This window comes from Paludibacter sp. (assembly GCF_009712605.1).
GTDB lineage: Bacteria > Bacteroidota > Bacteroidia > Bacteroidales > Paludibacteraceae > Microbacter.
In genome coordinates, this window is record NZ_WASO01000001.1 from 186,635 (window position 1) to 208,263 (window position 21,629).

Consider the following 21,629-nt stretch of genomic DNA (forward strand, 5'->3'; position numbering starts at 1 on the left):
AAACTGGACGTTCGATTCCATTATCCAAAATTTACTGCAAAGATAGCTCTTTCTGTTATTACGAGAGCAACAAAAAAAGATAAACATTGCCAATACTTATTTACTAACCGGTTTCAGACTATTCTTTGCCGGTTTCTCCTTTGCCTTTTACATTGTTTCTCCATGCAAAAAATCCGCCACCCAAAACAATCAGAACCAATAATATGGAAGATGCATAAGAAACTGTATTCCCGGTTGAGTAGGATGGAGGATCAAACTTGAATTCCACATCGTACTGGCCAGGTTTAAGGGCAATACCTCTAAGTAAATAATTTGCTTTGAAATACGGCACTTTAGCTCCGTTTACATAAGCTGTCCACCCTTTGTCATAATAGATTTCGGAGAATATAGCAACCTGATCACTGCTTGATTTATAGCTATAAACCAAATCATTAGGTTCATATTTTTTTAGGGTGATGGTGGCTGTCGTATCCTTTGCAAATGTAGCCGGCAATGAGGAGGCAACGGTTTTTTCTACCAAAGCTTCATGTTTTGTGTCAATCTGACCTACTTTGCGCAGGGCTTCGCTGTTGTTTTCTACAGGAATGATTTTTTTGACAAACCATTGTGTGCCGTTGGCGTAAGGGTTGGTTATAGGCATTGTTTCCGGATTGTAAATCAGATACTTCATATTCAGCATGTTTAACACGCTGAGCTTGGAAAGAGGAGCCTGAACATCGGCTAATGTTTTTGCATGTTGGAACACGGTGCTTATAGCCTGCATCTCCGGTATAAGCTGAACGTCAATTAAATCCTGATAAGAACGCAGTTTTGCACCATGATATCCACCGATGCTTTTGTGAAAATATGATGTTGATGCATCGTTAAACGGACTTACCGCGAGGTTAAGTACGCGATAATCTGATTTATCCTGAAGAATGAATTTGTCGGCCTGAGTTGGTTTTGTAGCTTCTGCAGTCTGTTTAGATACAAAGTTATCGTCGTTCAGGTAACGTTTTGCTACCGGATACATATCGGCAATAAACAAGACGGCAAAAATGAGATATAAATGAGCTGCTTTGAGCTTGTTCTTTGTATAAACCCAGATGGCACCGGCTGCCAACACGATAAAGATCAGCGAACGGAGTGCATCTGCTTTCATTATTGCCTGACGGTCGAGCGGTAAGGTCGTTTTCAGAAAGACATAATCGCCGGAGAATTGCGCATCTTCGGGAGAAACGAAATTCCCTGCCAACGATGGAATTAACCAGAAAAGGAGGCAAAGACCGCCTGTAATTCCTGCAGCCCAGTATAAACTCTTCGTCAGTTTGGCTTTGTCTATATTGTTTTTGATCAATGCCTGAAGTGCCAGAATCGCCATTATCGGCATCGTATATCCGGCAATTATCAAGATCATCGCTACCGTTCTGAACTTGTTGTAATAGGGTACATAGTCAATGAAGAAGTTGGTAAGTATACCGAAGTTTTTACCCCAGGCAAGCATGATTGAAAGGAGAGTTCCTGCTAGCAACCACCATTTGTATTTTCCATCTACCAAAAACAATCCCAATACAAAGAGGAAACAAATAATAGCACCAATGTAAACCGGACCCGACGTGCTCGGCTGGCTTCCCCAATAAAGAGGCCATTTTTGAGTGCTCATGATCTGGGTGGCATCTGCTCCGAGAGAAGAAAGCTTTTTGCCGGTATTTGAATTTTCATCGAGAGTTCCGATGCTGGAACCTCCGTAAAAATCAGGCATAAGCAAAGTCATGGTTTCGCCGACACCGTAACTCCATTGTGTGATGTAATCTTTTTCAAGACCACCGTTCGATTTTTGTGAGCTGTGAGCTGTGTCAGAACTTTGTCCGCGCATTGAATATTTGCCATATTCATACGTGGTTATAAGTGTTGTGGCATTGATCCCCATGGCAATAATAGCCGCTCCAAGTAAGCATGCAGAAGTGATCAGGAACGATTTGATTTGCTTTTCGAGGATGGCATAAATAAGTTCAGACACAATGAAAACACCGAGTAACATCATCACGTAGTAAACGATTTGGATATGCCCGGATTTGATCCCTAATGCTAAAAATATAGCCGTCAATATTGCTCCCAGCCAACGGTTGCTTCGGTACGACATCACCACACTGCCTATAACCGGAGCCATATACGCCAGCGTAATTGCCTTACTGCTGTGGCCTGCCACAATTATAATGAAATTGTAGGATGCAAAAGCAAAGCCGATAGCGCCAAGCGCACTAAGCCATGGATTTACCCTGAGCGAGAGAAGTAAAATGTAAAATCCTATCAAATAAAGGATAAGATAGAAAACAGGGCGTGGAAAATTGGTGAAGAAAGAATAGATAAAGCTAACTGCCGTGGCAGGACTGTCCATGGCAATCTGATAAGTGGGCATTCCGCCAAACATACTGTTGGTCCATAAAGTCGGCGAATCATGCGATCCGTTGAAATCGGTGGTTTCTTTCGACATTCCTGCCCAGGTCTGGTTATCGTGTCCGACAACTACTTTTCCGTCAATAACAGGACTGAAATAGACGTAAGAAATGATAATAAAAAACAGGATAGCAGCCATGTGCGGCCAAGCTTTGCTCCAAAGTTGTTTGTTCATAATACCTTAACGTTAGGTTATCTGTTTCTGTATATTTTTAGATTAACTCTCCTATAAGTGTAGCCGATGACGTATCGACGATTTTTACATTTACAAATTCACCGATGTGATGTCCGCCTTTGGGGAAGACAGCCACTTTATTTTGCGAAGTTCTTCCGAAAAAGTGATCTCGTGATCGTTTGGAATAACCTTCAATCAGTACTTCGTATGTTTTTCCAATGGATTTTTTATTCGCTTCGGCCGAAAGTGTATTTTGTAAGTCGATAATTTGCTGTAAACGTTCTACTTTTACCTCCTCTGAAATGTCGTCCGGAAGGTTTTTAGCAGCATAGGTTCCGGGACGTTCAGAATATTTGAACATAAATGCAGAATCAAAACCAACCTCTTTCATCAGCGAAAGTGTTTGTGCATGATCTTCTTCTGTTTCTGACGGGAATCCGCAAAAAACGTCAGTGCTAATACTGGCTTCCGGCAGAATGCGTTTGATGGCGGCGATTCTGTCGAGATACCATTCGCGTGTATACTTCCGGTTCATGCGTTTCAGTACATCGTTGCTGCCCGATTGTACAGGCAGGTGAATGTACTTGCACAGGTTATTGTGAGCGGCAATTACTTCAAGAGTTTTATCGCTCATGTCCTTCGGGTGCGAAGTGGTGAAACGTATCCGCATTTGAGGCGCTTCCTGAGCAACCAATTCGAGCAATGCCGGAAAATCAACCACCGTCCCCTCTTTTTCGAACCGGAATGAATTTACGTTTTGCCCCAGCAGGGTGACTTCCTTGTAACCCCGGTTTTGCAAGTCACGCAGTTCGTTGAGAATGCTTTCCGGATCACGGCTGCGTTCACGTCCGCGTGTGTAAGGCACAATGCAATAGGAGCAAAAATTATTGCAGCCACGCATAATGGAGATAAAACCCGAAATAGGATTCCCAATGCGAGCAGGCAATACATCTTTATAAGTCTCTGTTGTAGATAATTCTACATTGATGGCTTTCTCTCCTTTTTCAACCGCCCCCATCAGGTTCGGTATGTCGAGATAGGCATCCGGCCCGACAACTACGTCAACATTATGATTGTTGATGAGGTCTTCTTTTACACGTTCGGCCATACAACCGATAATGCCAACAATCAGATTCGGTTTTTTCTTGCGTAATGATTTGAAATAGTCGAGACGGGAGAGTATCTTCTGTTCGGCATTGTCGCGTACCGAGCAGGTATTTACCATGATGGCATCAGCTTCGGTGATTTTTTCTGTAAGTGAGTATCCGTCCATTTCCAGAATGGAAACAACGACCTCACTGTCGGCTACGTTCATCTGGCAGCCGTATGTTTCAATAAAGAGCTTTTTGTCGTGAGAAAGCGGATCTGTATGGTTAGTGTTATCCTTATTATTAGGATGCTGCATATTATAATGTCTAAAAAATTCAGACGGCAAAGGTAATCATTTTTTTTATTCCATTTCAGGACATATCTGCCTCATACTATTGAAGAAACCATTAATTGTTCTGGCATCTTTTAAAATTTTCTTAACGCATGCCAAACGCAAAACAGCGGTGTTTGTTTTTTATCCGAACACTCAATGATCCTCATTTACATTTGGCTGAAAAATTGAGTATCTTTGTGCCTCTTTGCAATTTTAATATGGGGAAAAACAAATTACAGAAATTTAGAGAGTTAGAACAACTTGAACATGTGTTTCAGGTGCCGTCGGAGCAACTGCGCGCCGGACAACAATGTGAAATGAGGGGTCGCTGGCGCGAATTTTTCGGCAATGATAATCCGATAGTACTTGAACTCGGGTGTGGCAAAGGCGAATATACAGTAGCACTGGGCAAACGTTTCCCCGACAAAAATTATATTGGGGTTGATATAAAGGGAGCTCGTCTCTGGACTGGAGCAAAAGAGTCTTTCAATTGTGGAATGAAAAATGTGGCTTTTGTCCGTACAAATATTGAAATGCTTCCGTTCTTCTTCGATCAAGATGAGATCAGTGAGATTTGGCTGACATTTCCGGATCCTCAGATGAAAAAGAAGACGAAAAGGCTTACCAGTACAGGATTTCTAAATCGTTATACCGGCATTATGAAGCCGGGAGGCCTTCTTCATCTCAAGTCGGACAGTAATTTTATGTTTACCTACACCAAAGCAGTTGTTGCTGAAAATCAGCTGAAGGTAGTAGATTTGTGTGACGATATTTATGCGCAGCGCCCGGATGACGAAATTTTATCGATTAAAACGTATTATGAACAGCAATGGCTGGCTCGTGGTATTACTATAAAATATATCTGTTTTGAGCTTGAATCCAACCAAGAGTGGAAAGAGCCTGAAGTCGAAATTGAGCTGGATCTTTATCGTAGCTATGGACGAAACAAACGCAGTGAGTTGAATTTGACAGACTGACGAAAAATATTTCAGATGAGATAATTGTAAATCGTAAATAAATATGACATTATATCCAAAATTAATTCTTGAAGCACTTGCTCATGTTCGTTATCCGGGTACCGGAGTGGACGTGGTGAGCAGCAATATGGTCGAAGACAATATTCGGATCGAAGGAAACAAAGTATCGTTTTCTCTTGTCTTCGCGAAACAAAATGATCCATTTGCCAAATCGCTGGTTAAGGCATGCGAACAGGCAATCCATACGTATATCGGAACCGAGGTGGAAATTGCGGGCAATATTACAGTGAAGTTTGCTGAAGCTCCAAAACCGGTTGATGAAAAGCCCCTGAAAGGAGTGAAACATATTGTTGCTGTCTATTCCGGTAAAGGTGGGGTGGGGAAATCTACCATTGCAGCCAATCTTGCGGTGGCAATGTCTAACCTCGGATTCAGCGTAGGCCTTCTCGATGCAGATATTTACGGACCGTCTATTCCTAAAATGTTCGGTGTGGAAGACGATCGTCCCACGGTTGAAGTAGTCGAAGGGAAAGAATTTATCCAGCCGGTGGTGCAATATGGTATCAAAGTGTTGTCGATCGGATTCTTTGTTGATCAGTCGAATGCATTGGTATGGCGAGGCCCGATGGCAGGCAATGCTCTGAAGCAATTAATCAATGATACCACCTGGGGTGAGCTCGATTATTTGTTTATCGACATGCCTCCGGGAACCGGAGATATTCACCTTACGCTGGTACAGACGGTTGCTTTGTCGGGTGTAATTGTCGTGGGTACACCGCAGGAAGTGGCTTTAGCGGATGTTAGAAAGGGCATCAACATGTTCACAAATGATAAAATTGATGTGCGGGTTTTGGGTGTTGTTGAAAATATGGCGTGGTTTACGCCTGCAGAACTGCCACAAAACAAATATTATATCTTTGGAAAAGAGGGGTGTAAGCGTCTGGCAGAAGAGATGAATGTCCCATTGCTTGGTCAAATCCCTCTTGTTCAGAGTATTTGCGAAAGTGGAGATGCCGGTTCTCCGATTTCTCTCAATGATGATTCTCCAATGTCAATCGCATTCCGGTCTTTAGCGCAAAAAGTTCATTCAATTCTCGGTAATTGATAAATTATAAGACGCTTTCATGAAAGAGGCAATACATCCCGTATTGCCTCTTTTTTATTTATATGACCAATGGCAATAAATATAAAAATTAACATATATGAAATATCAGATCATTCTTTTTATCCAATAAACAGGCGGTTTTGTTTTTAAAAAACTGCACTTAAATATTAATGTTATAATAAAATTGCAGTTCGAGGCAATATTTTTTATATATTATAAGTGTATGTTATTTATAATTAACCTAATGTTAAAATAGCGTAGTGTTTTTTGATTCTAAACTTATTAAATAGCAATAATATAGGTGTTTAACTGTTTATTGGTTATAATATTCGGCTGCATGCATGTGGATGTTTGAACATGATATACGTAGACAAAAGAACAAATTGGTATAAAAAACACATTTTTATAGTCAAATAGTTGCAACGAAAGGAAAAAGATTCTATTTTTGTGGTTGACATTTTTGAAAAACAGACTAATTTAAGGTGAAAATTAACTTAAAAGTGAAAGGTATGAGAAAATTAATGATGATGTTATGCTTAGTAATAAGCATTGGTTGGGCTGCGGCTCAGACCAGAGTAACAGGGACAGTGGTCTCGACTGACGATGGTCAGCCGATTATCGGAGCCTCTGTCGTTGTAAAAGGTACCTCGTCCGGTACGATTACAGATGCAGATGGTAAGTTTGCTCTGACATTACCTGCAAATGCTAAAGTTTTGGTGTTTTCATACGTGGGTATGAAAACCGTTGAATTAGCAGCAAAACCCTCTATGCAGGTACAAATGCAGTCTGATTCCCGTCAGATTAGCGAAATTGTAGTTACTGCAATGGGGATATCTCGCTCTTCAAAAAGTTTGGGCTATGCAGCATCTACAGTAAAGGCAGATGAACTTAACCGGGCAACTCCGGTATCTGTAACAAATGGTTTGACTGGAAAAGTTGCCGGTTTGAATATTTCAAATTCAGGTGGTACTGGTACTTCAGAAAAAGTAATCATTCGTGGTTTCACATCTTTCAACAACAACCAGCCTTTGTATATTGTAGATGGAGTACCCATTCAGAATAGTTTTATGGGTAGTGCAACTACAAATCAGGCAGTCGACTTTGGTAATCAGGCAGGTGACATCAATCCCGACGACGTTGCTTCTGTCACGGTCTTAAAAGGAGCTTCTGCTACAGCCCTTTATGGTTCACGTGCAGCAAATGGTGTTATTTTAATAACAACAAAACGTGGTGCTACCGACTCAAAATTACAAGTTTCATACACCGGAACTGCTACAGTTTCTAACGTACTGCGTGTTCCTCAGTACCAAACTATGTTCGGGCAAGGTTGGCCTCTCCTCAACCAGGCAGGTACATATGAACCCGGCCTTCAGGAAAATGGATCATGGGGTCCTGTCTTGGATGGTATGATGCGTACTTGGGGCGCTCCTTTGAATTCTCAGGGGATTTATACTCCGGTGACATCAGGTGGTGTGCAGCGTGTTAAACCCTTTGCTTACGTAAAGAACAATCTGCGTGATTTCTACGAAGATGGACTTGAGCTAAACAATAATATTAGTATATCTGCTGGTAATCAGAATACCTCTTTTGTGATGACTTACAATAATGTTACTTCAGATGGCATTCTTCCTACAAACGTTGACAAATACAATAGAAATACATTCTCTGTTCGCGGAGATGCAAACTTTAAGAAATTTCATGCAAAAACAGACATTAGCTATGTTCGCAAGGATATCAGAAATGTGAGAGGTGGACAGGGTGGGGCTACCGGTGCTACAACCTTCCAGGATCTTATTCAGACTCCGGTGGATGTGCCTTATTTGTCAATGAAAAATTATAATGATCCGTATAACAATACCGACAATTTCTATACTGCTTATGCTCAGAATCCTTACTGGATTATTGCAAATAACCAGAGCGTGTATCAGGACGACCGCGTTTATGGAAATGTTGAGTTAAGCTATGATGTGGCTTCAGGACTTAAGGCTGTAGGTCGTCTGGGTGGCGATTTTACCAACTCCAGACAAAGAGCATGGGCTGCACAGATGATACCTGCATCTACCTCCTGGGTGCTGTTGAATGGTAAGTCTTCAGTGCCGGGAAACTACGAAGAATACAATGTGAATCTGAATCAGCTGGATGCAACATTTATGCTTAACGCAGATTACAGTCTTTGGAAAAATTTCAGGGTGACAGGTACTGCAGGTTGGAACCTGAATCAACGGGGAACTTATTACATTGATGCTTATCAGGGATCAATCGACGTTCCAAACTGGTACAATCTCTCCAATGGTACAGCTTTGCCTACGACTACTTCTTCAAGATCTAACCGCAGATTGGTAGGCTTGTTTGCACAGGGAGATATTTCATATAAAGATTGGGCATTCTTAGGTATTTCTGCCAGAAATGACTGGTCATCTACCCTTCCTAAAGGTAAAAACAGTTTCTTCTATGGTGGTGTAAATGGTTCTGTAATTTTGACAGATGCTATTAAATCATTGCAAAATACTCCGATCAGTTATTTGAAACTTCGTGCCGGTGTCGGGCAAACCGGTAACGATGCTGATGTTTATCTGACAAATAGCAAATTTGTGCCAACCCAGATTGCCTTGGGATTTGGTAATCTTTATACCCCGTTGAACGGAGTTTCGGGTCTTACTCTTTCCAATACGATTTACAATCAGAACCTGAAACCTGAAATTTCAACAGAAGTTGAATTCGGTATGGATCTTCGGATGCTTCAAAACCGTGTAGGCTTGGATTTGGCCTGGTATAACAAAAACACTAAGAACCAAATTATTCCGGCTTCTATTTCTCCTGAATCAGGATTTACTACAAAAGTTAGAAATGTTGGTTTGATTAATAACCAAGGGATTGAAGCAAGACTTTATGGAACTCCTTTAAAGAGTAAAGATTTTGAGTGGGAAGTCGGTGTTACTTTTGCAAAAAACTGGAGTACAGTTAAAGAGCTTTGGGACAACGTGGACCGATATCTTTGGACTTCTGCATACGATGTTTATTATGTAATGTTGAAAGGCCAGGCATTCGGACAGTTCCAGGTGCCTAAAACACTTACCGTTTCTGATAAAACATCTCCTTATTATGGGAAAGTGATTGTAAACGCAAACGGGCTTCCTCAGGTCTCATCAACCGAATTTACTACTATTGGTTCTTCAACTCCGGACTTTACAATGGGCTTTACTTCTACATGGAAGTATAAGACGCTGACTTTAAGTGTTGTGTTGGATTACCGTCAGGGTGGTTATTTTTATAGCAACACTGCACGTATGTTAGACTGGAACGGTAACGGTACCAACACTATGTTTAATGCTCGTCAACCTTTCTTGGTTCCTAATTCGGTAAAACAACTTTCTTCCGGTGGATATGCAGAGAACGATATTCCAATTATGACTACAAGTGTTAATAATTATTGGAATTATTCTACCAACAACAAAGGTATGGAAAGCAACTGTGTGCTTCCTAAAACTTATGTGAAAGTGAGAGAAGTAACTCTGACATATGCAATGCCTAAAAAATGGTTTGCAAAAACTCCCATTAAAGATGCTCAGATTAGTCTGATTGGAAGAAATCTTTTAATGTGGACTCCGGCTAAAAATAATTTTGTTGATCCCGACCAGTCAAATTATGGAAACGATGTTTCGTCTAACTTCGGTGAGTTCTCGTCAGCTCCAACAGTCCGTAATCTTGGCGCGTCATTAAAACTTAATTTCTAACAGTATAAGAAGGGATTGTTTATAAAGACTCCTTTCTGTAACATAAAAACAGATCAATATGAAAAAAATTATAAACTATTGCCTGGGGTTATTTTTGCTCGCCTTCGTGCTTTCGGCTTGCACAAATTATCTGGATATTAATAGTGATCCAAATTACCCGGCTTCAGCAAGCACACCTCTTTTGTTCTCATCCGGCACAACCTGGTCTGCTTCCATTTTGGGTTGCGATATTCAATTGGTGGGAGCCTATTGGGCACAACACTATTCTCAAAACAATACTTCTCAACAGTACAATACTATTGATCAGTATAATTTGTCTAATAGTAGTACATATTTTACACGCTACTGGGCTTCTATCTATACGGGAGCATTACCGGATCTTAAACTTGTGATATCACAATCAGAAGCTGCCGGCACATGGAATTATTGGGTGGCTGCGAAAGTAATGACTGCGTTTGATTTTAATATGTTGGTTAGTCTTTTTGAGAAAATTCCTTTTACCGATGCACTGAAGGGAAGTGACAATTTGACTCCGGCTTATGATGAAAGTAAAGCTGTTGATGCTGGTATTATTGCGCTGTTAGATGCTGCTATCGCAAAGAAAACTGATGCTGCAGCACAAGTGAGTATGGGCTCAAAAGATATGGTTTTTGCCGGCAATATTACAAAATGGGTTCAGTTTGCAAAAACTTTGAAGCTGAAAATTTTGATGCGTGATTTTACTACTAATCAGGCAGCAATTCAGGCTTTGCTTACAGAAGGGGACTTATTAGCATCGGATGCAAAAATGACAAATTTCACTGATCAGGAAAATAAATCGAACCCTCTGTTTGAAAATGACCGTCGTAAGTTGAATACTACCACCAATATCCGTGCTAGTGCTACCTTGGTTCAGTTCTTAAAAGCAAATAATGACCCGCGTATTGCAGCATTTGCGGAGCCTACCACGCAAATGTTTCAGGTTGGTGCAACTGCAGCAGCGGATAAAATCATAGATGTTCCGGCAGATCAGAAACCTTATTACAGAGGTTTGGACCAGGGAACTTATGGGATTACAACATTTAGCTCAAATGTCTTTCCCACATCTGTTCATTCGAGAGCAGTGTTGGCCGCGACAGACCCGGTTTATTTTATGTCAGCAGCAGAAAGTTATTTCCTTCAAGCTGAAGCCTGGGCACGAATTGGAGATTCCGGTAAAGCTAAAACGGCTTATGAGACTGCTGTAAAAGCAGCTTTCTCTCGCTGGGGTTATGATGCAACAACATTTCTGGCTGCAGGTGGTGCTTATGCATTTGATGCAACATCCTCGGATACAATGTTGAAATGTATTATGATGCAAAAGTGGGTTTCATCTGCTCGTACCGACTCTTGGAATGCTTTCTTTGATATTTGCCGTACCGGTATTCCTGCTTTAGGAACCCAATCTGTAACTGACCAGTCAAGAATAGCTGTGATTAATTCAAGCTATGTGACAGGAACTTTGGCTCCTTCTATTGGTTCTGTGCTGTTATCAGGGCAATACCCGCATAGATTCCTGTATCCCAAGACATCTTCTGATTATAATCCAAACACTCCGACTGTACTTCCGCTTTATCAAAAGATGTGGTGGCACAAGTAAGATATGAAATAATAATTTGTCAAAAAATATGCGTATGAAATCAATAATAAGATCATTAATTTTACTTTGTGTTTTCGCTGCTACGTTTGTGAGCTGCGAAACATATTCGGATCCCAAAGTGGATTATTCGCCAATTTATCCTTTGTCGGGAGAATGGAGAGTACGGATTAGAAATACAAATGCAGATACTTTGGTAAGCAAAACTGCCATGTATACATTGGGTACTTATAATACCTCCGATAATTCGACTACTCAAATGTGGTTGAGGGCTACATCAAGCATACCAACATTTAGTCCTTCTTCATCAGTTGTAAAGACATTGAAATCAAAAATTTCTTGTGATGTTTCTGGTTTGTCTTTTTCAACAACCGGGATTGTTCAGAACTTGAATGTAACAACAAATGCTGTTGTTGATACGATTACCATTACCGAAGGGAAAGTCACTCTTAATTCTGTTACTATGCCTTCTGGTGTTATGAGCGATCGTATATCCTTTAAGCTTAAAAAGTCAAAATCTCCGGGTGTTACATACCTTATAGATGGTTACAGAAGAACCCGTTGGAATGAAGATGAAACGTTTATTACATTTAAGTAATAAGTTAATTTGAATCACCTTGCTAAAAGGCCTCCTTGTGAGGCCTTTTTTTTGTACCATGTAACAATAAGGTTATGAGACAATTTACTTCGTAATGCAAAAATGACTCTTTACTTCTGATAGAATTGTCTCTTGTCTTAAATTTTAAATTCCATTTCGGGTAATATGGAGTAAAACTATGAAATTGTATCTAAAATAGGGTGTTATTGCATGCTATTTGATACGTATGTAGGCGTATTGTGTCAATTTATAATGAATCACACATTTGTTATATATGATTAAATGTATTTTGAGTTGTGCTGTTAATTTAATAATCGCTTCTTTTTCTTAATATTGCTATTAATTAAGTATATAAATACAATAATACTATACTATTTTTGTGTATGTAAGGATTTGTACTTCAAATAAATGCTTTATATTTTAATTGTATATGCTTACATATTGGAATGTGTGAAATAAAATACACATTCATAATGCCATAATTAAGTATAAAGATGCAGTAAATATTACATAGTGATTGTTTTTGTCAATAAAAAATAACAAATTGCAACTGTTTTGTTTGTATGAGAAAAAAGATGGGTTTATCTTTGCACGTTTTTTAATAGTTACAAGTATAAACTAATCGCGTTTTTTAACAGAAAGTGAATCCTATGAGAAAAACAATTACGCTGCTATGCCTGTTGATAGGTATTAGTTGGGCTTCGGCTCAAACAAAAATCTCGGGAACGGTGGTCTCTGCTGATGATGGCCAACCGGTTATTGGGGCTACAGTATTAGTAAAAGGAACCAGCAACGGCACAATTACTGATACGGATGGTAAGTTTTCAATTTCCCTTCCTACTCATGGAAAAACATTAATTTTTTCATACGTAGGGATGGTGAGTGTCGAAAAAGAAGCAAAACAAGGAATGCAAGTGACAATGAAATCTGATGCAAAACAGATTAATGAAGTAGTTGTAACAGCATTCGGTATTAAAAAAGAACAAAAAGCCCTGGGATATGCAGCTCAGGATGTTAAAGGTTCCGATTTGGAAAGAGCAGGTAGCACCGGATTATCAAGTGCGCTTGATGGCAAGGTTTCCGGGGTTACTGTAACTCCTTCAAGTGGGATGCCGGGAGCTTCGTCACAGATAACGATTCGTGGTGCACGTTCATTCTCAGGTGATAATACTCCTCTTTATGTCATTGATGGTATGCCTGTCTCTTCGTCATCGGATATATCGACAGGAAATAGTGTGACAGGAGCTGACTACTCGAATCGCGGGATGGATATTGATCCAAGCGATATCGAAAGTCTGACTGTATTGAAAGGACAGGCCGCTTCCGCACTTTACGGTATACGCGCATCTAATGGTGTGATTGTGATTACAACTAAAAGTGGTAAGAATCTTGCTAAAGGTAAACCTGTTATTACTTTCTCTACAAACAATAGTGTGGATGTGATTGCCCGTTATCCACAGCTTCAGACTGTTTATGCTCAGGGCTCTAACGGCTTGTATTCACCAACCGCTTCTACTTCATGGGGCCCGAAAATTGCTGATTTGCCTAAGGATCCGAATTATGGCGGAGAAACTGCCAACAAATATACAAGCAATGGTGTTGATGCTCACCCCGGAATGTATTATGTTCCTCAACGTGCTAATGCAGGGTTGGATCCATGGGTAAAACCTCAGGTATACAATAATGTGAAAGATTTCTTCCGTGAAGGTTATACAACAAGCAACTCGGTGAACATAAGTCAGGCATTGGATAAAACTACATATTCATTCTCTCTGTCAGGAACAAAACAATCAGGTATTGTACCAAGCACAGGTATGACCCGTTTTGCTTCAAAAGCTACTGCAGAAACCAAACTGGATGAACACTGGAAAACAGGCTTTACGGCCAACTACACCCAAAACCATATCGATAAATCCACATCAGCTAATGATGGTATCGTGGCTACTGTGTATCCTGCACCAGCCTCTTATGACTTGAAAGGTATTCCTTATTTTTATGCAGGCAATCCGTACAAAGAAAATACATACCGTTCAACTGCCGGTTTTGATGCCGCTTACTGGTCTACCGACAGAAGCAATAACAGTTTCACAGAAGGGACAAACCGCTTCTTTGGGAATGGTTTTATTGATTACAACACCGCGTTCGGTACTAAAAACCAAACATTGGATGTGAAATATCAAATCGGAGCCGATTCATACAGTACTCTTTATGAAACAATCTGGGGTTATGGCCACCAGGGCGGAATGGGTTCTGCGGAAGATCAGACATATAAAAAGACGACCATCAACTCATTGTTGACAGCAAATTATACCTATAAACTTAACGAAGCATGGGACTTTGCTGCATTGCTTGGTAATGAAATCAATGATGTAAAAACAAAATATCTGGACGCTACCGGACAAACATTCAATTTTCCGGGCTGGAACAATCTGAACAACACTGTTACCAAGAACAATTTTATGTCTCAGTTGGGAAATCGTACGGTTGGTTTCTTTGCTAATCTTTCTGCAACATGGAAGAATATGCTTTATTTGAATGCTACCGGTCGTAAAGACTATGTTTCATCAATGCCAAGAGGTAATCGTTCATTCTTTTATCCTTCGGTTTCTGCCGGCTTTATCCTGTCAGAACTCGATGCATTCAGAAATAATTCGGTGTTGAGTTATGCTAAACTGAGAGCTTCATATGCGGAAGTCGGTCAGGCGGGCACCTATACTCAAAATTACTATTCAGTACCTGTTTATAGCGGAGGTTATTGGGGTGGAACACCTATTGTATATCCTGTTAATAGTATAAATGCATTCACTCCCTATACAGTGGTGTATGACCCAAAATTGAAACCGCAGAATACAATCTCGTATGAAGGTGGTGTGGATTTCAAATTCTTCCATAATCTGATTGGTTTAAGCTATACATATTCAAGACAAAATGTTAAAGACCAAATCTTTAATGTGCCATTGTCCGGATCAACCGGTTCAAGCGAATATGTGACAAACGGTGGTAAAATTCATACAAATACACATGAGGTGAACCTGTCAGTACATCCGATACAAAAGAAAAATACGGACTGGACTATTGCTTTCAACTGGACTAAAATGGACAACTATGTTGATGCTTTGGCTCCCGGCGTAGGTAGTATCTTCCTTGGAGGTTTTGAAACTCCTCAGGTAAGAGCTCAGATTGGTGAAAAATTCCCCGTAATTTACGGTTCAAGCTATCAGCGTGATGCTAAAGGAAATTTAGTGGTAGGTAGCGATGGTTTGCCAATTGCAGGTCCTATGCAGGTTATTGGTCGTGTGGCTCCTGATTTTCAACTTGACATGAACACATCTTTAAGATTGTGGAAGTGTACTATCAGTGCAGTTTTAAGCTGGAAACAAGGTGGACAAATGTATGGTGGCACAAACGGACTGTTGAACTATTATGGAGTAAGCAAAGAAACGCTTAACCGTGACGCAAAAATAGTTGTTCCGGGTGTTTATGAAGATGGAACTCCTAACACAACACAGGTTGCTTTGCAAAAGTATTATTCGGCCATTAATGGTATTGACGAATCATCAATTTACAATACTTCCTTTGTGAAGTTGCGTGAAATCTCTCTGAATTATCCATTACTAAAATCGGGATCAACCAATTTGGATCTGACTCTTTTTGCCCGTAACATTCTCATCTGGACAGAATATCCGAACTTAGATCCTGAATCATCTCAGGGGAATACAAATATGGCTGGCGCGTTTGAACGTTTCTCGTTGCCTCAAACGTCAAGCTTCGGATTGGGTCTGAATTTTAAATTCTAATTGTAAAATTGACACAATATGAAAACTAAAATAAATATATCAAAATGGGCATTTCTGGCCCTGGGAATATTATTCTTGTCGTCTTGTTCAGAAGATGTGATGGATAAGGTTAATGAGAATAAGGATAATGCGAAAGATGTAACGTCGAAATTTATTATTACTGATATTGAAACATCTACTGCATTTAATATTGTAGGATCCGATCTTTCATTTTATGCCTCTGTGTATATGGAACATGAAGTTGGAACCTATAATCAGATGTGGGATGCAGAAACCCGTAATACACAGCCAACCTCAGCATCTACCTATGATAATTCATGGAAGGCTATTTATCAAAACCTGAAAAATGCTAAGACTGTAATTGCGAAATGTTCTACGGGTGGAGTTGAGGTAGGAAACCAGATTACAAAAGGTGTAGCAGAAGTATTGGCCGCTTACAATCTTGCTGTTTTGACAGACTTATTTGGTGATGTGCCATGGAGTCAGGCTTGTGACCTAGCTATTCTTCAGCCTACTGTTGATAAGCAAAAAGATGTTTATACTGCTGTTTTTGCATATCTTAATGCTGCGATCACAGATTTGGCAGGTAAAGATGCTGCTTTCTCAGGTTCTTTGGGAGGTCAGGATTTGATTTTTGGTGGAAGCGCTAAAGCATGGACTAAATTTGCGTATGGTCTGAAAGCTCGTTATACGATGCACCTGCTTTATAGAAGCACAGACAAAACAACCGATCTGAATAACATCATCACTTGGGCTGATAAGTCATTTACATCAGCTGATGAAGATGCGAAATATGCAGTTTATCAGGGACAAGGTACAGCTGCCGCAAGCCCGTTCGCACAATTTTACTATGACCGTGATTACTTTTCTGTAAGTCAAAGCTTCTTGGATAAGTTAACTGCGAGAAATGACCCTCGTGCTAATGTTTTGTTTATGGATGCTAGCTGGAATTTGCGAACAAACCCGGCAAAAATTTATGCTGCTCCAAATGGAACTGCTGATGAAGCGATGGACTCATACGACCTTTCTGTATATAGTGTTGCATTTAAGATGCCAACTAATTTGTTGAGTTACCATGAATTACAATTCTTAAAGGCAGAAGCTTATGCAAGACTTAATGACAATACAAATGCATGGGCAGCATTGCAGGAAGCTATCTCAAGTTGTATTTCTACAAAGATTACAACTTTAGTTGATGATGTAAATACAGAGCAGGATCTTGGTGCAACAGCTATCTCTGATACTCAGATCCAAACATATCTTACTTCTAAAGTAAAACCTTTGTTTGATGCCAATCCTCTTCAGGAAATTATGGTTCAAAAATATCTTGGATTTTATGGCGGTGAAGGAGAAGCTCTCGAATGTTATAATGACTATCGTAGACTTCAGGCTTTTGGACAACAGTCATTTATTCCTCTCAGCAATCCTAAGAATAGCAGCAAATTTCCTTTGCGCTATGGATATGGAACTTCTGATGTAACAGCTAACCCGAATGTTGAAACATTATATGGTAATGGACAATATGTCTATTCCGAAAAAGTTTGGTGGGCAGGTGGAAGCCGTTAATTAGGATAAAATATTAATTTGTTAAAGCAGTTAGTAGAGCTACTAACTGCTTTTTTTATGTCGTTTTGTAAGGTGCCATACTTGTGGTATCAAAATACCATTTGCATGGGATTTAGCCAAATTTTATTATTGTCAACTTTGTGCGTAAGAACTACGCTGATATTGAAGGAATTTGCCGGTTTAAATATCTTCCTTTTAGCGTTTGCTTTTAATCACATTCGGGTGATTGAATAATAATATGACAGAAATAGGACATATTATAAATAATTAGCATATAGCTACGGTAATTTAAAATTCAATTAATCCCTGTTTTGATAAATAAAGTGCTTTAAGTTTTGATTTACAATTATATACGTTTGATATTTTTTGGCGTTTCTATCTATGTTAAAATTGTATTACTGTATGTTGATTGTATAATTATTTATGCTGCTGAATATCAGGTGTTATCATACTTGTCTGTGGATTAATGTTTTATTGCTATGTAATGAGTTCATTTCTTTATAAACATGATTCAAATATCTGTAAAATAGCACATTATGTGTGTATTTGACAATTTGGGCTTTCATATTTGTACTTGTGGTAACTAAAATCGTCTTTTTGTGTTCTAATTACGTATAACAATGCAATAAATATTACATTTTGGAAATATATATAGGGTAAGTATGACAATATGAAAATATTAAATTTGGAAATAAAAATGCATTATTATACCTTTGTTGCGTTTTTCAGAATAAAAAGAACGAAAAAGAGTGAATTTTAACAAAAAGTGAAACCTATGAGAAAAGCGATTACTTTGCTTTGCCTTTTAATAGGCATGAGTTGGGCTTCGGCTCAAACAAAAATCACAGGTACTGTTGTCTCTGCAGACGATGGTCAACCTGTTATTGGTGCTACGGTATTAGTTAAGGGTACAAGTACCGGAACTATTACTGACCCTAATGGGCAGTTTTCTATTAATCTGCCAAGTAATGGGAAAAAGTTGGTAGTATCTTATGTAGGTATGTCTTCTACAGAAATAGATGCTAAGAATAATGTTAAAGTTGTTCTTCAAACTGACACGAAACAAATAAAGGAAGTCGTTGTGACTGCGTTGGGTATTAAACGTGATCAACGATCGCTGGGTTATGCTGCTACTCAAATTGGAGGAAACAGTGTAAACGAGGTGAAAGATGCAAACTTCATTAATTCCTTGTCTGGTAAAGTTGCCGGTGTAAGCATACAAGCTTCAAATGCAATTGGAGGATCTTCTAATGTTATTCTAAGAGGGTTTAAGTCAATTACAGGTAATAACCAAGCTTTATTTGTTGTTGATGGAGTGCCTATCGATAACTCAAATAATAGTGGCGCTGCAACTTCTGGTAGCGCAGGAAGCACAGCTCAGGCTACAGGGCGTGGTGGATACGACTTTGGTAATGCTGCTAGCGATATAAATCCTGACGATATCGAAAGTATCTCTATTTTGAAGGGCGCTGCTGCATCAGCATTATATGGATCTCGTGCTGCTAATGGTGTTGTAATGATTACAACAAAAAAAGGATCGCAAAAGAATAAAGATTGTACTTCAAAAGGCTCAGTTTTCTATAACGTGAGTTATAATGGAGGCTTGGTAAATCCACAAACATTGCCAAAGTATCAGAAAGAATATGGTGCCGGTTATGGTATTTGGGATGGTAGTACGCCTCCTTCCGGATACACGCTTCCTGCATCGATAAATGGTAGAGATATGAACTCTGCTGAGGCTGTAGACAATGGAGCTGGATTCTTTAATTACGGAACAGGTCCTTTGGCAAATGGAAAACTTGGCCCTTATGTACCATACGAAGATGATGCTTCTTTTGGTGCGCCTTTTAATAGCAATTTGATGGTTTATAACTGGGACGCATGGGTGCCAGGCTCTCCTAATTACGGGAAAATGACTCCTTGGGTATTCCCAAAGCACAGTGTTGAATCATATTTTCAACTTAGCAATACTATTAATAACAATGTTGGATTTGAGGGAGGCAATCAGTATGGAAGTTTCCGTTTGTCATATACCAATATGTATCAAACAGGGTATATGCCTAATAACAATTTAAAAAAGAATACTGTTAATGCTTCGGGGAGTTATGAAATCAAACCGGGACTAACAGCCAGCGCTCTTTTCAATTATGTTAGCACATCTAGCTATGGAAATACTCTTTCGGGATATAACAATAACGTGATGACTAATTTTAGAGAATGGAACCAAACAAACGTTGATATAAGAGAATTGAAAGATATTTATTTTGCTACACGCAAAAACTATGGATGGAACCTTAGTTCATATGATCCATCAGCAACTACCTATAATCAGGTTCCAATATTTTGGGATAATCCCTATTATTTAGCATATGAAAATGCTCCTAAAATGGGAGAAGACAGATTCTTTGGTAATTTTGCTTTGACATATAAGTTTACGGATTGGCTTACTGGTATGGCTAGAGTTGGATATGATATTTATTCTCAGCTAATGGAAACTCACCGATCTATAGGCTCTAATACAGGTGGAGGACAACCATATTTCTCGAGATTTAACAATAATTTCAGTGAAATAAATTATGATGCATATCTTACTGCAACAAAGCGATGGGGTAAGTTTGATATAAATGCAGTATTGGGAACAAATGTGCGTGTAAATAATCAAAATTCTATATATGCAGTGACAAACGGTGGGTTATTATATCCTGGATTTTATTCATTAACGAATTCAGCTAATACACTGTTACCTCCGGTCGAAAAAATGTCTAAACGTATGGTTTATGGATATTATTTAACGGCGTCTTTAGGTTGGGACTCTTTCTTGTATCTCGATTTGGGCGGCAGAGCTGATAAATCATCAACATTGCCTGTTGATAATAATTTTTATTTCTATCCATCTGTATCCGGAAGCTTTGTTTTTTCAAAATTCTTAACGGATAAGGCGCCATGGTTGAGCTTTGGAAAATTAAGATTGAATTTTGCTGAAGTGGGTAATGACGCTCCATTCTCAATTCTGCAAAACTATTATACTCCGAATATTTCAAGTTCAGGTCAACCAACAGATAACAATCCGTTATTCGGAAATGTAGGTATGCAATCAACATTTACGAGTAACATGAATTCACATTTAAAACAAGAAAATACACAAAGTGTTGAAGCAGGCTTGGAGATGCAATTGTTTCAAAATCGTATAGGACTTGATGTGGCATATTATTTGTCAAATACTTATAACCAAATATTGCCATTGTCAGTTTCTTCTTCTACTGGTTATTTTTATAACTACATTAATAGCGGTCAAATCCGCAACCAAGGGATTGAACTAGGCATAAAAGCAACTCCGGTTAAAACAAATAACTTTAGTTGGAATACAAGTTTGAACTGGTATAAGAACTGGAATAAAGTTGTTGCTCTTTATACTGACGCTTCAGGAAAACCAGTTACCAATTATCAGGTCGCAACGTTTCAGCAAGGTGTATCTTTAAATGCAACAGTAGGTCGTCCTTACGGTGATTTGTATGGGACTGATTATACATATGCCCCTGATGGACAAAAGGTTGTAAATTCCAGTGGCTACTATGTTATTAACAAGAGTAGTAATAACATTATTGGCAACATTCAACCAAAATATAAAGGAGGATGGAGCAATACGTTAACATATAAGAATCTATCCCTTAGTTTCCTGATTGATTGTCAAATCGGAGGAAGCGTATATTCGTTGGATATGGCTTACGGGATAGCCACAGGTTTGTATCCTGAAACAGCAGGGAATAATGACTTAGGTAATCCGGTACGAAATTCATTATCAACTGGCGGTGGATTAATACTTCCAGGCGTTGTAAAACAAGCTGATGGATCTTATGTGGCTAATACCACCAGAATAGATGCTGGAGCTTATTCAGATGGTTTATACGTTGAAGGATATTATAGAAGCCCGAATAAAACCGCTGTGTATGATGCTTCATATGTAAAACTGAGAGAGCTTTCTATTTCTTATAATGTTCCTAAAAGATTTGTGGAAAAAACCAAAATCATTAAGGACTGTAGCGTGGCGTTGACAGGTAAGAACCTTTGGATTATCTATAAGAATCTTCCCTACTCTGATCCTGAAACGATTATTTCTTCAGGAAATATTCAAGGCTTCCAGGTAGGAGCATTACCTTCTTTGATGCAATTCGGAGCGAAACTAAATCTTACTTTTTAAGTAAC

General features: G+C 39.2%; 10 protein-coding genes. 8 read left to right on the forward strand and 2 right to left on the reverse strand.

All coding sequences use genetic code 11. The features are described from left to right. Nucleotides 1-118: 118 nt before the first annotated feature. Both F8N35_RS00755 and miaB read right to left on the reverse strand, forming a co-directional pair. Nucleotides 119-2,611, reverse strand: a complete 2,493-nt coding sequence (locus tag F8N35_RS00755; protein WP_293049450.1) for a YfhO family protein — start codon at nt 2,609-2,611, stop codon at nt 119-121. Nucleotides 2,612-2,648: 37 nt separating this feature from the next. Continuing rightward, entirely contained in the window at nt 2,649-4,016 is a 1,368-nt protein-coding gene (gene miaB / locus F8N35_RS00760) for a tRNA (N6-isopentenyl adenosine(37)-C2)-methylthiotransferase MiaB (protein ID WP_293049451.1), read from the reverse strand. A gap of 236 nt (nt 4,017-4,252) precedes the next feature. On the opposite strand from miaB, the gene trmB reads away from it, so the two are divergent. The 8 genes from trmB (at nt 4,253) to F8N35_RS00800 (ending at nt 21,624) form a co-directional block, all read left to right on the forward strand. Then, nucleotides 4,253-5,011, forward strand: coding sequence for a tRNA (guanosine(46)-N7)-methyltransferase TrmB (gene trmB / locus F8N35_RS00765; protein WP_293049862.1), 759 nt, complete (start codon nt 4,253-4,255; stop codon nt 5,009-5,011). 43 nt (nt 5,012-5,054) lie between these two features. Further along, the gene (locus F8N35_RS00770; RefSeq protein WP_293049452.1) at nt 5,055-6,116 is read left to right on the forward strand and encodes an Mrp/NBP35 family ATP-binding protein; all 1,062 of its coding nucleotides are present in this window, start codon (nt 5,055-5,057) and stop codon (nt 6,114-6,116) included. Nucleotides 6,117-6,625: 509 nt separating this feature from the next. Then, the gene (locus F8N35_RS00775) at nt 6,626-9,850 is read left to right on the forward strand and encodes a SusC/RagA family TonB-linked outer membrane protein (protein WP_293049453.1); all 3,225 of its coding nucleotides are present in this window, start codon (nt 6,626-6,628) and stop codon (nt 9,848-9,850) included. Nucleotides 9,851-9,908: 58 nt separating this feature from the next. Next, a complete protein-coding gene (locus F8N35_RS00780; RefSeq protein WP_293049454.1) occupies nt 9,909-11,468 on the forward strand; it encodes a SusD/RagB family nutrient-binding outer membrane lipoprotein in 1,560 nt (519 codons plus the stop codon). Nucleotides 11,469-11,502: 34 nt separating this feature from the next. Then, the gene (locus tag F8N35_RS00785; RefSeq protein WP_293049455.1) at nt 11,503-12,063 is read left to right on the forward strand and encodes a lipid-binding protein; all 561 of its coding nucleotides are present in this window, start codon (nt 11,503-11,505) and stop codon (nt 12,061-12,063) included. Nucleotides 12,064-12,713: 650 nt separating this feature from the next. After that, the gene (locus F8N35_RS00790) at nt 12,714-15,860 is read left to right on the forward strand and encodes a SusC/RagA family TonB-linked outer membrane protein (RefSeq protein WP_293049456.1); all 3,147 of its coding nucleotides are present in this window, start codon (nt 12,714-12,716) and stop codon (nt 15,858-15,860) included. Nucleotides 15,861-15,878: 18 nt separating this feature from the next. Continuing rightward, nucleotides 15,879-17,426, forward strand: coding sequence for a SusD/RagB family nutrient-binding outer membrane lipoprotein (locus F8N35_RS00795; RefSeq protein WP_293049457.1), 1,548 nt, complete (start codon nt 15,879-15,881; stop codon nt 17,424-17,426). A 775-nt stretch (nt 17,427-18,201) separates the two neighbouring features. Continuing rightward, nucleotides 18,202-21,624, forward strand: coding sequence for a SusC/RagA family TonB-linked outer membrane protein (locus F8N35_RS00800; protein WP_293049458.1), 3,423 nt, complete (start codon nt 18,202-18,204; stop codon nt 21,622-21,624). Nucleotides 21,625-21,629: the final 5 nt, after the last annotated feature.